This window comes from Streptomyces sp. NBC_01241 (assembly GCF_041435435.1).
GTDB lineage: Bacteria > Actinomycetota > Actinomycetes > Streptomycetales > Streptomycetaceae > Streptomyces.
Window position 1 is genome coordinate 3,768,121 of sequence record NZ_CP108494.1, and the last position, 13,718, is coordinate 3,781,838.

The following is a 13,718-nucleotide window of genomic DNA, read 5'->3' on the forward strand; positions in this document are numbered from 1 at the left end:
ACGGTTCCGGGGCAGCCCCTTCAGGCGCTCAGGCGCTCAGGCGCTCACACGCTTCGGCGCGTCCTCACACGTCCTTCGACATGTTCGGTCCCGCGCCGCCCGCCGCCTGCTCGATCGGGGGGACGTCGGGCAGAGCCGACTTCTCCTCGCCGCGGAAGGTGAACGCCTTCTCCTCGCCCTCGCCCTCGGTGCCGACGACCACGATGTGACCGGGGCGCAGCTCACCGAAGAGGATCTTCTCGGAGAGGATGTCCTCGATCTCGCGCTGGATCGTCCGGCGCAGCGGCCGGGCGCCCATCACGGGGTCGTAGCCCTTCTTCGCCAGGAGCGACTTGGCTTCCGAGCTCAGCTCGATGCCCATGTCGCGGTCCTTCAGGCGCTCGTCCACCTTGGCGAGCATGAGGTCGACGATCTGGATGATGTCTTCCTCGGTGAGCTGGTGGAAGACGACCGTGTCGTCTACACGGTTGAGGAACTCGGGGCGGAAGTGCTGCTTGAGCTCTTCGTTGACCTTGACCTTCATCCGCTCGTAGTTCGTCTTGACGTCGCCCTGGGCGGCGAAGCCCAGGTTGAAGCCCTTGGAGATGTCCCGGGTCCCGAGGTTGGTCGTCATGATGATGACCGTGTTCTTGAAGTCCACGACCCGGCCCTGGGAGTCGGTCAGGCGACCGTCCTCCAGAATCTGGAGCAGGGAATTGAAGATATCGGGGTGGGCCTTCTCGACCTCGTCGAAGAGGACGACGGAGAACGGCTTGCGGCGCACCTTCTCGGTGAGCTGGCCGCCCTCTTCGTAACCGACGTAACCGGGGGGAGAACCGAAGAGGCGGGAAACCGTGTGCTTCTCGCTGAACTCCGACATGTCGAGGGCGATCAGCGCGTCCTCGTCACCGAAGAGGAATTCGGCGAGCGTCTTCGACAGCTCCGTCTTACCGACACCGGACGGGCCGGCGAAGATGAACGAACCACCGGGGCGCTTCGGGTCCTTCAGACCGGCTCGCGTACGGCGGATCGCCTGCGAGAGGGCCTTGATGGCGTCCTTCTGGCCGATGACTCGCTTGTGGAGCTCGTCCTCCATGCGCAGCAGCCGGGAGGACTCCTCCTCCGTCAGCTTGAAGACCGGGATGCCGGTCGCGGTGGCCAGGACCTCGGCGATCAGCTCGCCGTCGACCTCGGCCACGACGTCCATGTCGCCGGCCTTCCACTCCTTCTCGCGCTTGGTCTTCGCGGCGAGGAGCTGCTTCTCCTTGTCGCGCAGGGACGCGGCCTTCTCGAAGTCCTGCGAGTCGATCGCGGACTCCTTGTCGCGGCGGACGCCCGCGATCTTCTCGTCGAACTCGCGGAGGTCCGGCGGCGCGGTCATCCGGCGGATGCGCATCCGGGAACCGGCCTCGTCGATCAGGTCGATCGCCTTGTCCGGCAGGAAGCGGTCCGAGATGTACCGGTCGGCCAGCGTCGCGGCCTGGACCAGCGCCTCGTCCGTGATGGAGACGCGGTGGTGGGCCTCGTAGCGGTCGCGCAGGCCCTTGAGGATCTCGATGGTGTGCGGCAGCGACGGCTCCGCGACCTGGATGGGCTGGAAGCGGCGCTCCAGCGCGGCGTCCTTCTCCAGGTGCTTGCGGTACTCGTCGAGCGTCGTCGCACCGATGGTCTGCAGCTCGCCGCGGGCCAGCATCGGCTTGAGGATGCTGGCGGCGTCGATCGCGCCCTCGGCGGCGCCCGCACCCACCAGGGTGTGGAGCTCGTCGATGAACAGGATGATGTCGCCGCGGGTGCGGATCTCCTTGAGGACCTTCTTCAGGCGCTCCTCGAAGTCACCGCGGTAGCGGGAGCCGGCGACCAGCGCACCGAGGTCCAGGGTGTAGAGGTGCTTGTCCTTGAGGGTCTCGGGCACCTCGCCCTTGACGATGGCCTGCGCCAGTCCCTCGACGACCGCCGTCTTGCCGACGCCGGGCTCGCCGATGAGAACCGGGTTGTTCTTGGTACGACGGGACAGCACCTGCATGACCCGCTCGATCTCCTTCTCGCGCCCGATGACCGGGTCGAGCTTGGATTCGCGAGCGGCCTGGGTGAGATTCCGGCCGAACTGGTCGAGCACCAGGGACGTGGAGGGCGTGCCTTCCGCGGGGCCGCCCGCGGTTGCCGCCTCCTTGCCGCCCGAGTACCCGGAGAGCAGCTGGATGACCTGCTGCCGCACCCGGTTCAGGTCGGCGCCCAGCTTCACGAGGACCTGGGCGGCGACACCCTCACCCTCGCGGATCAGGCCGAGCAGGATGTGCTCGGTGCCAATGTAGTTGTGGCCGAGCTGGAGGGCCTCACGGAGCGACAGCTCCAGGACCTTCTTGGCCCGGGGGGTGAAGGGAATGTGCCCGGACGGGGCCTGCTGGCCCTGACCGATGATCTCCTCCACCTGCTGGCGGACCGCCTCGAGCGAAATCCCGAGGCTCTCCAGGGCCTTAGCGGCGACACCCTCACCCTCGTGGATTAGGCCCAGGAGGATGTGCTCGGTGCCGATGTAGTTGTGGTTGAGCATCCGGGCTTCTTCCTGAGCCAGGACGACAACCCGCCGCGCGCGGTCGGTGAACCTCTCGAACATCGTTAATCGCTCCTCAGAGCGGTCAGGCAGTAAGGGGTCGGTCCCCTCCCTGTCCTTCCGCAGCTTAGTCCCGCAAGCGGGGACCGCTCATTCCAACTGCCGACACCGTCCTTGGCCTCCCGCCCCGAACGCCGACATCTGCTCCAACCCGATGGTGCGAGACGATGTTCCCGCAGGCCAGGCAGATACGCCCTTCGTCAGTACGCCGATGGCGAACGTGAGATGCCCGGGCCTGCGTGTCGCCCCTCCCCACTAGGGATGTCTTACCCGCTATTACAGACAGTCCATGCGGCGCACGCCGGTTCCCTCCGCTATGGGCGAACATATTTACGCTCCCTCATACGCCCCTACGCCCCCATGTCGGACACACTGCGCAACCGGTCGCGGACTCCGCGTAACCGTTGATGCGGCTCGGCCGTTCATCCGGCATGGCCATCGTCGTCCCGCCTCCCCCGCCGTCGTTCGCCGACGGGCGGAAGAGCCTAGACGCCTGCGCATGGTGGGCACGGTGGTACGAACGCGAGCTCGGCTGGGCAACGGAGGGCACCACACCGGTGCGGTTGCTGACCGGGCTGCGGTTCGACGTCCTGCAGGTGCCCGCGGCCGTCGGCCGTGCGGCGCTGCGGCGGGTCGGCCGGAGCGGGCCGGTGGCGCTGGCGGGCGCACGGATGAGCCTGCTGGTCGCGGCGGGAAGCGCCGACGAGCTGCCCGGGCTGCTCGACTGGCTGGAGTGGGGCGGAGTCACCCTCGCGCTGACCGCCATCGGTGCGGGCGGCCGGATCACCGCGCCGGTGCCGCCCGGCGGGGTGCCGAGCCGGCCGGGGGCCGCCGTATGGCTGCGGCCCCCCGGGCTGCGGCACGAGGAAGAGCCGGAGCTACCGGCCCTGAGCGGCCTCGGGAGCAGGGGTGGGGGTGCTCCCGATCTCGTACGGCTCGTGGACGCGGTGGCGACGGAATGCCACCGGGTCCGGTTGATGCGCGCCCGAACGGGGCGGTCGACCGATGAGTCGACAGCTCAGCCGTTGGCCTTCTCGTAAGCCTCACGGATGTCCGCGGGAACACGACCGCGGTCATTCACATTGTGACCGTTCTCGCGCGCCCACTTACGGATCTCCGCGGTGTCCTTGTTGCCACCCGTAACAGCGCGGCCCTTGCCGCGGCCGGCCGCCGCGCGGCCACCCGTGCGCCGGCCACCCTTGGTGTACGGCTCAAGAAGACCACGGAGCTTGTCCGCGTTGCTCGTGGTGAGGTCGATCTCGTACGTCTTGCCATCCAGAGCGAACGTGACGGTCTCGTCCGCCTCGCCGCCGTCGAGGTCATCGACAAGAAGGACCTGAACCTTCTGTGCCACCGGATTTCCTTTCATCGAAAATGCAGTACGCGGAAAGGAAACCGCTTTTCTCCGAAAAACACAAACCCTCGGGAGAGGTTCAGGATCGCAAGAAGACGGGAAACGTGCGCGATTCGGACATAGGGCTACGGCTTCTTGTGACGGTCACAGGTGCAGAAGCATCCGGCTGTTGCCCAAGGTGTTCGGCTTCACTCGTTCGAGACCCAGGAACTCTGCTACACCCTCGTCATAGGAACGCAGCAGCTCGCTGTAGACATCTCCGTCGACCGGCGTCTCTCCGATCTCCACGAAGCCGTGCTTCGCGAAGAAGTCGACTTCGAAGGTGAGACAGAAAACCCGGCGTACGCCCAGCCAGCGGGCGGTCTGCAGCAACTTGTCCAGTACTTGATGTCCGACTCCGGCGCCCCGGATGCCGTGGTCGACCGCGAGAGTGCGCACTTCGGCCAGGTCTTCCCACATCACGTGCAGTGCACCGCAGCCGATGACCCGGGCGTCCTCGTCGCGTTCCGCGATCCAGAACTCCTGGATGTCCTCGTAAAGAGTCACCGTCGCTTTGTCGAGGAGGATGCCTTCACGTACGTACCCGTCGAGGAGACGGCGGACCGATGCCACATCGCTGGTCCTGGCACGGCGGACGGTGATGGCCACGTTTATAACCGACGGTTCGGTACGCAAATCCGTATGCGGAAGCTCTGAGGACATACCCCGACGCTATCGCCCGGACTCCGGGCCCGTGCCATCGGCCGGATCTCCGGGCCGTTCATCGGTTGACTCATCGGTCGGTTCATCGGTCGGTTCATCCGCGGCTTCGCGCTTGCCTTCATCGGGCGCTTCCCGCGTCCGGGGCTCGGAGGGACCGGGCAGGTCGGGTCTGACGATCCGCATGGCGTCCCGGAGTGCCTCGCGCTGCTCGGCGGACATCATGCCGAAGAACGCGACGAGAGCGGCGGCGGGGTTGTCACTGCGCGACCAGGCCTCGTTCATCAGTGCGGCCGAGTACGCGGCACGGGTGGAGACCGCCGTATATCGATATGCGCGGCCATCTACTTCCCTGCGCACCCAGCCCTTCTGATGGAGATTGTCCATTACCGTCATGACGGTCGTGTAGGCGATGGAGCGTTCCTGCTGAAGGTCCTCGAGGACTTCCCGCACGGTGACCGGACGGTTCCATTGCCAGACCCGCGTCATCACGGCGTCTTCCAGATCTCCCAATTGGCGGGGCACAATGTCACTTTAGTGCTAGATGCCGGGAATGCTCGGTTATTTACGCAACGAAAGGGCGCACGACTCCTGACGAGTCGTGCGCCCTTTGCGTGCTGCGAGAAGCGGAGTGTCAGACTCCGTCGGTCCGGGGGGTCTGCTGGACGGACTCGGCGCGGCCGAGCACCGAGTCCACGGCCGCGTCCTCCTTGGCCTTGTTGGGACCGCCCTGGCTCTTGACGATCGTCACGACGAGGCCGATGAAGAAGGCGGCCATCACCACGGGGGGCACGAGCGCGGATACGTAGTCCATGGCGTCCAGAGTAGCGAGGCCGGTGCGGACCTCCGCGCACCCCCTCCGGCTCGCGGCGCGGCTATCCCGCGGCGCGCTGCTGCTGCGGCGGCGGGGCCGGGCGGCGGGGCGGGAAGACTTCGGAGGGCTTGGGCGCCGGGCGCCCGGGCGACGGGGCGGGCCGCCCCGGCCGGGCCGGGGCCACCGGGGTCTTCGGCTGTTCGGGTTCGGCTTCGTCGGCCCGGCCGCCGGGCAGGGCGAGAAGCCGGCTGCGGGGTGCGGGGGCCACCGCAGACACGGCACGTCCGGCGAGGCGGGCCCGTACCGAGCGCTCCGCGAGCACCTGGCAGCGCTCCAGGAGGGCCGCGACCACCGGTCTGTGACGCAGGGCGCGCAGTGCGGCGAGGTCGTCGGGACGGGGGTCGTATCCGCCCGCCAGGGCGTCCTGGAGCAGCTCCAGGTAGCCGCTGACGGAGCCGGGGAGGGCGTTGCGGTAGCGGACGAGGTCGGCGAGCAGGAACGTGCGCAGCCGTCCCGCCTCGCCGACCGCCTCGTCCACGGCGCCCGCCAGCCGCAGGCAGTCCTGGACGTCCTCGTCGGGCAGGGACGTGGGGTGAAGGGCGGTGGAGAGGGCGCGTCGGAGCACACGCAGCTCGTCCGCGCTGAACGCCATACCGCCGCGTGATCCGTAAGGCGTGGGCATAACGCGACAATACGTGCTAAATGGACAAAATCCGCTTAACGGGTCGTCGGCGGCGCGGCGGCGGTTCCCGGTCCGCCGCGCCGTTCCCGCAGGTACGCTCCGTAACCGCTACATCCGGGCGATGTTCCGCTCGTACACCAGGCGCAGACCGATGAGGGTGAGCCAGGGCTCGTGCTCGTCGATGACGGAGGACTCGCCCAACACCATCGGCGCAAGGCCGCCCGTCGCGATGACGGTGACGTCGTCGGGGTCGGCGGCCAGCTCCTTCTTCATCCGTGCGACCACACCGTCGACCTGGCCGGCGAAGCCGTAGATGATGCCCGCCTGCATCGCCTCGACCGTGTTCTTGCCGATCACGCTGCGCGGCCGGGCCAGCTCGATCTTGCGGAGCTGGGCGCCCTTGACGCCCAGCGCCTCGACCGAGATCTCTATGCCCGGCGCGATGACACCGCCGGTGTACTCGCCGCGGGCGGAGACCGCGTCGAAGGTGGTGGCCGTGCCGAAGTCGACGACGATCGCCGGACCGCCGTACAGGTCGACGGCGGCGACCGCGTTGATGATGCGGTCCGCGCCGACCTCCTTCGGGTTGTCCATCAGGATCGGCACCCCGGTCTTGATGCCCGGCTCGACGAGGATTGCGGGGACGTCGCCGTAGTAGCGGCGGGTCACCTCACGCAGCTCGTGCAGGACGGCCGGGACCGTGGAGCAGATCGCGATGCCCTCGATGCCGTCGCCCAGCTCCATGCCCAGCAGCGGATGCATGCCCATGAGGCCCTGGAGCAGCACCGCGAGCTCGTCCGCGGTGCGACGGGCATCGGTGGAGATCCGCCAGTGCTCGACGATCTCCTCACCGTCGAACAAGCCGAGGACGGTGTGGGTGTTGCCGACGTCGATGGTGAGCAGCATCAGGCGCCGGCCCCGTCGGTGTCGCGGAAGTCCAGACCGATGTCGAGGATCGGCGAGGAGTGGGTGAGCGCGCCGACGGCCAGGTAGTCGACGCCCGCCTCCGCGTAGGCGCGTGCGGTGTCCAGGGAGAGCCGGCCGGAGGACTCCAGGACCGCGCGGCCGCCGACCAGGGCGACCGCCTCGGCGGTCTGCAACGGGGTGAAGTTGTCCAGCAGGATCAGGTCGGCGCCCGCGTCGAGGACCTCGCGGACCTGCTGCAGGGTGTCGACCTCGACCTCGATCGGTACGTCCGGGAACTCGTCCCGTACCCGCTTGAAGGCCTCGGCCACGCCGCCGGCCGCGATCACGTGGTTGTCCTTGACCAGCGCCGCGTCCGACAGCGACATGCGGTGGTTGACGCCGCCGCCGCAGCGCACCGCGTACTTCTCCATGGCGCGCAGGCCCGGGGTGGTCTTGCGGGTGTCGCGGACCTTGGCCTTCGTGCCTTCGAGGACGTCGGCCCAGGCGCGGGTGGCGGTCGCGATGCCGGAGAGCCTGCAGAGCAGGTTGAGCGCGCTGCGCTCGCCGGTGAGCAGGTCGCGGGTGCGGGTGGTGACAGTCAGCAGCTTCTGGCCGGGGACGACGCGGTCGCCGTCCTCGACGTGGCGCTCGACCGCGAACTCGTCCGTGCAGACGATGGACAGGACGGCCTCGGCGACGCGCAGACCGGCCACGACGCCCGCCTCCCGGGCGGTGAAGTCGCCGGTGGCCACGGCGTCCTCGGCGACGGTCGCGACGGTGGTGACGTCGACCCCGCCGTCGAGGTCCTCCTCGACGGCGACGTGCGCGACGTCCTCGACCTGGACCGGGTCCAGGCCCGCGTCGGCCAGGAGCTGGGCAAGGTCGGGGTCGAGGCCGCACTCCAGGGGGTCGAGCCGGTAGTACTCGTCCTCGCCGCAGCCGCAGCCGTCCCCGCAGCCGCCCTGGGACGGTGCGGGCGCGCCGATCTGGATCAGCGGTACGTCCACGGGTGTGGGGCGCGGATTCTCTTCGGGCGTGCTCACGGTTACGGCTCCTCGGTGACGTCTACGGGGTGGATCAGGGGTGCTGCTGCTGCGCAGTCTGGTGCCTGCGCCGGGCGTACGGGCCCGAATGCCTCGGTCTCCGTCCGACGGAGGACGGGTTGACGCTCCGGGGTGAGCCGGACGACGAGGTGGCGGCGCCAGTTCTCGTCGTCGCGCTCGGGCCGGTCCTCGCGCCAGTGGCAGCCGCGGGTCTCCTCGCGCCGGCGGGCGGCGGCGACCAGGACGCGCGAGACGAGCAGCAGATTGGTGGCCTCCCAGGACTCGACGCCGGCCACCGCGACCTTGGGCTCGGCCTCGCCGGCGGCACGGGCGGCGCTGTCGTGCAGGGCCTCCAGTTCCTCGGCGGCGGTAGCCAGGCTCTCGGCGGAACGCAGGACTCCGGCACCCCGGGTCATGATCCGCTGGATCGTGCCGCGCGCCTCGGGGGCGAGCAGCGGCAAGGGGGCCGGGGAAGGCGAGGAGGCCGGGTGGGGCGAGGAGGCGGGGAGGGGTGAGGGGGCGGGGCGGGGGCTTCGGCCGGCGGTCGCGGCGCCCGCGCGGGGCCGGTCCTCGATGATGTCCGCCGCGATGCGCTCGGCAAAGACGAGGCCCTCCAGGAGGGAGTTGGACGCCAGCCGGTTCGCGCCGTGCACGCCGGTGCACGCGACCTCGCCGCAGGCGTACAGACCGGGCACGGTCGTACGCCCCCGCAGGTCGGTACGGATGCCGCCGGAGGCGTAGTGCGCGGCGGGTGCGACGGGGATGGGTTCGGTGATCGGGTCGATGCCGTGGGCGCGGCAGGCCGCCAGGATGGTGGGGAAGCGCCGTTCCCACATCTCGGCGCCGAAGTGACGGGCGTCGAGATACATGTGCTCGGTGCCGTGCAGCTGCATCTGGCGGGTGATGGCCTTGGCGACGATGTCGCGCGGGGCCAGTTCCGCCAGTTCGTGCTGCCCGGTCATGAAGCGCGTACCGGACGCGTCGACGAGATGGGCGCCCTCGCCCCGTACCGCCTCCGACACGAGGGGCTGCTGGCCCTCGGAGTCGGCGCCGAGGAAGAGGACCGTCGGGTGGAACTGGACGAATTCGAGGTCGGAGACCTCCGCGCCGGCCCGCAGCGCCAGGGCCACGCCGTCGCCGGTGGAGACCGCCGGGTTGGTGGTGGCGGAGAAGACCTGGCCCATGCCGCCGGTGGCGAGGACCACGACGGGGGCGCGGACCGCGCCGACGCCGTCGTGCTGGCCCTCGCCCATGACGTGGAGGGTGACGCCCGCGGTACGGCCCTCGTCGTCGGTGAGGAGGTCGAGGACAAGGGCATTCTCAACGGTGTGCAGGGCGGCTTCGCGGACCGCCTTGACCAGGGCGCGGGAGATCTCGGCGCCGGTCGCGTCACCGCCCGCGTGGGCGATGCGGCGGCGGTGGTGGCCGCCCTCGCGGGTCAGCGCGATGTCGCCGCTGTCCGTGGTGTCGAAGTGGGCGCCGGTTCCGATCAGCCGGCGCACGGCGTCGGGGCCCTCGGTGACCAGGGTCCGTACCGCGGCCTCGTCGCACAGGCCCGCGCCCGCGACCAGGGTGTCGTCCAGATGCTGCTGGGGCGTGTCGCCCTCGCCGAGTGCCGCGGCGATGCCGCCCTGCGCCCAGCGGGTGGAGCCGTCGTCCAGGCGGGCCTTGGTGACGACGACGGTGGCGAGACCCGCGGCCGCGCAGCGCAACGCGGTGGTGAGACCGGCCACGCCGGATCCGACGACCACGACGTCGGCGTCGATGGACCAGCCGGGGGCAGGGGCGGTCAGCCGTATTCCGGTCACGTGGTGGCTCCGAAGGTCAGCGGGATGTTGTCGATGAGGCGGGTCTTGCCGACCTTCGCCGCGACGGCGAGGATCGCGTCGCCGGTGGTGCGGTCGTCGGGGATCTCGGTGAAGTCGGCCGGGTCCACAAGTGCCAGGTAGTCCAGGGCGAGCGGCGGCTGTTCGGCGGACGCGTCGTCGAGGATCAGTCGCGCGGCGGCGCGCACCGCGGCGGGTCCGTCCACGGGGCGGGCCAGGGCCACCGCCTGGGTGTCGGCGGCGGCGCGGGTCTCGCCGAGCGCGGTGAGCGCGGCGGCCCGGCCGGTGGTCGCCGTGGTGGTCTGCGCGCGGGCGTGCAGCGCCTGCTGGGCGGCGAGCCTGTCGCGCGCCGCGAACAGGGCCCGGGACAGGGCGAGGGCGGTGTGCCGCTCCTCGGCGTCCAGGAAGCGGTTGCGGCTGGAGAGCGCGAGGCCGTCCGGCTCGCGGACCGTCTCCACGCCGACGATCTCCACGGGGAAGTTCAGATCGCGCACCATGCGGCGGATCAGCGCCAGCTGCTGGGCGTCCTTCTGCCCGAAGAACGCGGCATCGGGGCGGGTGAGGTGCAGCATCTTGGCGACGACGGTGAGCATTCCGTCGAAGTGCCCCGGCCGGGACGCGCCTTCGAGCCGCTCGCCCATCGGGCCCGCCGAGATCCGGACCTGCGGCTCACCGCCGGGGTACACCTCGTCGACGGACGGCGCGAAGACCGCGTCCGCCCCGGCGGCACCGGCCACGGAGAGATCGGCGTCGAGGGTCCGTGGGTAGCGCTCCAGGTCGGCGGCCTCGCCGAACTGGAGCGGGTTGACGAAGACGGTGACGACGACCTGGCCGCCCGGGCCCGCGGCCGCGCGTGCGGTACGGATCAGGGTGGCGTGGCCCTCGTGGAGGGCGCCCATGGTCATGACGACGGCCCGCACCCCCTTGAGCGGCGCGAACCCGGCGAGCTCGGCAGCCGTACGGAGGAGGGTGGCCGCGTGGGCGGCGCCGGGGGCCTGCGGCGAGGCGGCGGGGCGGGAAGCGGGGGGCATGGGGGGCATGGGGGGCATGGGGGACTGAGCGGGCCGGGGCGGTGGGGTGGGCTTGTGCGACTGGGCTGTCGGAGGCGTGGCGCCCCGCGTGTGCGGTGCGTCGGGCCTGCCGGTCGTGTTGGTCATCGGGGCTCCTGTGATCCCGCGCCGCCCACGGTGTCGGCGCCGTCGGCCAGCACGCCGAGGAGGGCCTCGGCCAGCTCCGGCTTGAGCATGCCGTGGGCGAGCGCGCGGTCGGCCGTGGCGCGGGCCATCGCGAGGTAGCCGGCCACGGCCTGCGGAGCGTGCCGGCGCAGCTCGCTCATGTGCGCGGCGACCGTACCGGCGTCGCCTCGGGCCACCGGACCGGTCAGGGCGGCGTCACCGGAGCGCAGGGCGTTGTCGAGGGCGGCGCCGAGGAGGGGGCCGAGCATCCGGTCGGGTGCGGCGACCCCGGCCGTACGCAACAGCTCCATCGACTGGGCGACCAGCGTGACCAGGTGGTTCGCGCCGAGAGCGAGCGCCGCGTGGTAGAGCGGGCGGGACTCCTCCGCGATCCATTCGGGCTCGCCGCCCATCTCGATGACCAGCGCCTCCGCGGCGAGCCGCAGCTCCTCGGGGGCGGTCACGCCGAAGGAACAGCCGGCCAGCCGCTGGACATCGACGGAGGTGCCGGTGAACGTCATCACCGGGTGCAGGGCGAGCGGCAGGGCACCGGCCCGCATGGCCGGGTCCAGCACCCGTGTCCCGTACCGTCCCGAGGTGTGGACGAGCAGCTGTCCCGGCCGCACCGAGCCCGTCTCGGCGAGGCCCTCGACCAGGCCGGGCAGGGCGTCGTCCGGAACGGTCAGCAGCACCAGCTCGGCGCGCGCGAGTACTTCGGCGGGCGGCACCAGCGGTACGTCGGGGAGCAGGGTGGCCGCCCGGCGAACCGACGCGTCGGAGACGCCCGACACGGCGACCGGTCGGTGCCCGGCGAGCTGCAGGGACGCGGCGAGAGCAGGGCCGACGCGGCCCGAGCCCACGACGCCGACCGTGAGTCGGGCGGGGCGGTCCCTCGCGTCGAGGGGCTCCTTGGGGGTTGATGCATTCACGCGGTGGTGACCTTCCGTTCCAGTCCGCGGGGGGTACCGGACGATTTCTCTGCATGCTACGCCAGCGTTTCGCCCCGGCCCCTGGCTGTCCACAGCCTGTGGGAAAACTCCCGGCGGGCGCTCGGCCCGAGGTCCCTGTGAGCCCGAAAAACGTGCGGACTCCGGCTGCTGCCTGCGTGATGATCGTCCCATGACAGAGATAGCAGAGACGGCAGAGACGGCGAGCACGGAAGAGCAGGCACGGCACCCGGAGGGGGATGCGCAGGCACAGGAACAGTCGCCGGAGGACGTGCAGCGGCTGCGCAGGCTGAAGGCCCGGCGTGCGGCCGAGCGGGTCCTGATCAGGGTGCCCGTGCACCTCCCGCTCGGTGAACGGCTGGCCGCGCTGGCGGCGGGGGCCGCAGCGGTCACCGATCTCGACCGTCCTGCGGACGTATACGGCGATGGCGTCGTCGCCGAACTGGAGCAGCGGATCGCGGACCTGCTGGGCATGGAGGCCGCCGCGTTCTTCCCGACCGGGACGATGGCGCAGCAGGTCGCGCTGCGCTGCTGGGCCGGGCGGACCGGAAATTCCACCGTGGCGCTGCACCCCCTGGCCCACCCCGAGGTGCACGAACGCGGCGCGCTGGGAGCGGTGAGCGGGCTGCGTACCGTCCATCCGACGTCCGAGCCCAGGCCGCCCACGGCGCAGGAGATCCGCGACTTCGCCGAGCCGTTCGGCACGCTGATGCTGGAGCTGCCGTTGCGTGATGCCGGTTTCGTCCTGCCGACGTGGGAGGAGCTGGAGGCCGTGGTGGCGGCCGCCCGGGAACGCGATGCGGTGGTGCATGTCGACGGCGCGCGGCTGTGGGAGTGCGCCCCCCACTTCGGGCGGGAGCTGCCGGAGATCGCGGCGCTCGCGGACAGTGTGTACGTCTCGTTCTACAAGACCCTCGGCGGAATCTCCGGGGCCGCGCTGGCCGGCCCCGAGTCCCTGATCCAGGAGGCCCGCACCTGGCGCCACCGGTACGGCGGGCAGCTCTTCCAGCAGTTCCCGGCGGCGCTCGCCGCGCTGATCGGCCTGGACCAGGAGCTGCCGATGCTGCCGTCGTACGTGGCCCAGGCGAAGGTGGTGGCCGGGGCACTGGCCGAGGGCTTCGCGGCGGCCGGCGCCGGGTGGTTCCGGGTGCATCCGGAACCACCGCACACGCACCAGTTCCAAGTGTGGCTGCCGTACGAGGCGGACGTCCTGACGGAGGCGGCGGTGCAGCAGGCGGAGGAGACGGGCGTGGCGCTCTTCCAGAACTGGCACCCCGCGGCCGCGGGCCCGCCCGGGGTGGCGTTCACCGAGGTCACGGTGGGCCGGGAAGGGCTGGAGTGGACGGCACAGGACGTACGGGAGGCGGTGGCGGAGTTCATGAACCGGGTGGTGGCTCAGCTCCGTTCGTCGGACTGACGTCCGTCGGGCCGTGCGGACCAGGTGCGGCGGCGGTAGCGGCCGTAGTGGTCCCGGACGGCCCGCAGCACGGCCCGGTCGTGCCGGCCCGGCGGTGCCGGCGGCGGTTCACCGTGCCGGGCCGCGCGGTAGCTGTCGATCACGTGCTGTTGAAGGGCGTTCATGGCCTCGGCGTGGGCCGGGACCGGCCCACGGCGCTCGTCGATTGACGAGCGGCGTCAAGTGGCGCGTGGCCTTCAGCGCTCACCCCGCACTATGGAGGGGT

Annotated in this window: 14 protein-coding genes; 2 read left to right on the forward strand and 12 right to left on the reverse strand. The window is 70.9% G+C overall.

Going from position 1 to position 13,718, the window contains the following annotated elements; translation table 11 throughout:
- Positions 1-64: 64 nt before the first annotated feature.
- Positions 65-2,593: an ATP-dependent Clp protease ATP-binding subunit gene (locus tag OG306_RS16660; RefSeq protein WP_266746951.1), complete on the reverse strand. Its 2,529-nt coding sequence runs from the start codon at positions 2,591-2,593 to the stop codon at positions 65-67.
- Between the two features lie 428 nt (positions 2,594-3,021).
- On the opposite strand from OG306_RS16660, the gene OG306_RS16665 reads away from it, so the two are divergent.
- Positions 3,022-3,630 carry an SCO3374 family protein gene (locus OG306_RS16665; protein WP_327259073.1) on the forward strand — a complete coding sequence of 203 codons (609 nt, stop codon included), beginning with the start codon at positions 3,022-3,024 and terminating at the stop codon, positions 3,628-3,630.
- On the opposite strand, the gene OG306_RS16670 is transcribed toward OG306_RS16665, so the two are convergent.
- The 10 genes from OG306_RS16670 to OG306_RS16715 form a co-directional block, all read right to left on the reverse strand.
- The gene (locus OG306_RS16670; protein WP_266746953.1) at positions 3,609-3,944 is read right to left on the reverse strand and encodes a histone-like nucleoid-structuring protein Lsr2; all 336 of its coding nucleotides are present in this window, start codon (positions 3,942-3,944) and stop codon (positions 3,609-3,611) included. The two genes, OG306_RS16665 and OG306_RS16670, sit on opposite strands and share 22 nt — an antisense overlap.
- 144 nt (positions 3,945-4,088) lie before the next feature.
- Complete coding sequence (locus OG306_RS16675) at positions 4,089-4,646, reverse strand: amino-acid N-acetyltransferase (protein ID WP_266746954.1); 558 nt, start codon at positions 4,644-4,646, stop codon at positions 4,089-4,091.
- Between the two features lie 9 nt (positions 4,647-4,655).
- A complete protein-coding gene (locus tag OG306_RS16680; RefSeq protein ID WP_266746955.1) occupies positions 4,656-5,168 on the reverse strand; it encodes a BlaI/MecI/CopY family transcriptional regulator in 513 nt (170 codons plus the stop codon).
- A gap of 109 nt (positions 5,169-5,277) precedes the next feature.
- Positions 5,278-5,457, reverse strand: a complete 180-nt coding sequence (locus tag OG306_RS16685) for a hypothetical protein (protein WP_266746956.1) — start codon at positions 5,455-5,457, stop codon at positions 5,278-5,280.
- Positions 5,458-5,518: 61 nt separating this feature from the next.
- Positions 5,519-6,109: a hypothetical protein gene (locus OG306_RS16690; protein WP_371666250.1), complete on the reverse strand. Its 591-nt coding sequence runs from the start codon at positions 6,107-6,109 to the stop codon at positions 5,519-5,521.
- Positions 6,110-6,247: 138 nt separating this feature from the next.
- Positions 6,248-7,045, reverse strand: a complete 798-nt coding sequence (locus OG306_RS16695) for a type III pantothenate kinase (protein WP_266746957.1) — start codon at positions 7,043-7,045, stop codon at positions 6,248-6,250.
- On the reverse strand, positions 7,045-8,088 hold the full coding sequence (nadC, locus tag OG306_RS16700; protein ID WP_266746958.1) for a carboxylating nicotinate-nucleotide diphosphorylase: 1,044 nt from the start codon (positions 8,086-8,088) through the stop codon (positions 7,045-7,047). The genes OG306_RS16695 and nadC overlap by 1 nt, the downstream gene beginning before the upstream one ends.
- Positions 8,089-8,090: 2 nt before the next feature.
- The gene (locus OG306_RS16705; RefSeq protein ID WP_371665423.1) at positions 8,091-9,896 is read right to left on the reverse strand and encodes an L-aspartate oxidase; all 1,806 of its coding nucleotides are present in this window, start codon (positions 9,894-9,896) and stop codon (positions 8,091-8,093) included.
- Positions 9,893-10,945, reverse strand: a complete 1,053-nt coding sequence (panC, locus tag OG306_RS16710; RefSeq protein ID WP_327259663.1) for a pantoate--beta-alanine ligase — start codon at positions 10,943-10,945, stop codon at positions 9,893-9,895. Before panC ends, OG306_RS16705 begins: the two co-directional genes overlap by 4 nt.
- Before the next feature lie 122 nt (positions 10,946-11,067).
- Entirely contained in the window at positions 11,068-12,018 is a 951-nt protein-coding gene (locus tag OG306_RS16715) for a Rossmann-like and DUF2520 domain-containing protein (RefSeq protein WP_327259071.1), read from the reverse strand.
- A 190-nt stretch (positions 12,019-12,208) separates the two neighbouring features.
- Between OG306_RS16715 and OG306_RS16720 the strand changes: the two genes are divergently transcribed.
- Positions 12,209-13,453 carry a threonine aldolase family protein gene (locus tag OG306_RS16720; RefSeq protein WP_327259070.1) on the forward strand — a complete coding sequence of 415 codons (1,245 nt, stop codon included), beginning with the start codon at positions 12,209-12,211 and terminating at the stop codon, positions 13,451-13,453.
- Here OG306_RS16720 and OG306_RS16725 read toward each other — a convergent pair.
- A complete protein-coding gene (locus tag OG306_RS16725) occupies positions 13,432-13,617 on the reverse strand; it encodes a hypothetical protein (protein WP_327259069.1) in 186 nt (61 codons plus the stop codon). The two genes, OG306_RS16720 and OG306_RS16725, sit on opposite strands and share 22 nt — an antisense overlap.
- Positions 13,618-13,718 lie beyond the last annotated feature (101 nt).

Coding starts and splice junctions, on each gene's coding strand:
- OG306_RS16660 (WP_266746951.1), bottom strand. CDS start 2,593: ATGTTCGAGAGGTTCACCGACCGCGCGCGGCGGGTTGTCGTCCTGGCT.
- OG306_RS16665 (WP_327259073.1), top strand. CDS start 3,022: ATGGCCATCGTCGTCCCGCCTCCCCCGCCGTCGTTCGCCGACGGGCGG.
- OG306_RS16675 (WP_266746954.1), bottom strand. CDS start 4,646: ATGTCCTCAGAGCTTCCGCATACGGATTTGCGTACCGAACCGTCGGTT.
- OG306_RS16685 (WP_266746956.1), bottom strand. CDS start 5,457: ATGGACTACGTATCCGCGCTCGTGCCCCCCGTGGTGATGGCCGCCTTC.
- OG306_RS16690 (WP_371666250.1), bottom strand. CDS start 6,109: ATGGCGTTCAGCGCGGACGAGCTGCGTGTGCTCCGACGCGCCCTCTCC.
- OG306_RS16695 (WP_266746957.1), bottom strand. CDS start 7,045: ATGCTGCTCACCATCGACGTCGGCAACACCCACACCGTCCTCGGCTTG.
- panC (WP_327259663.1), bottom strand. CDS start 10,945: ATGCCCCCCGCTTCCCGCCCCGCCGCCTCGCCGCAGGCCCCCGGCGCC.
- OG306_RS16720 (WP_327259070.1), top strand. CDS start 12,209: ATGACAGAGATAGCAGAGACGGCAGAGACGGCGAGCACGGAAGAGCAG.
- OG306_RS16725 (WP_327259069.1), bottom strand. CDS start 13,617: ATGAACGCCCTTCAACAGCACGTGATCGACAGCTACCGCGCGGCCCGG.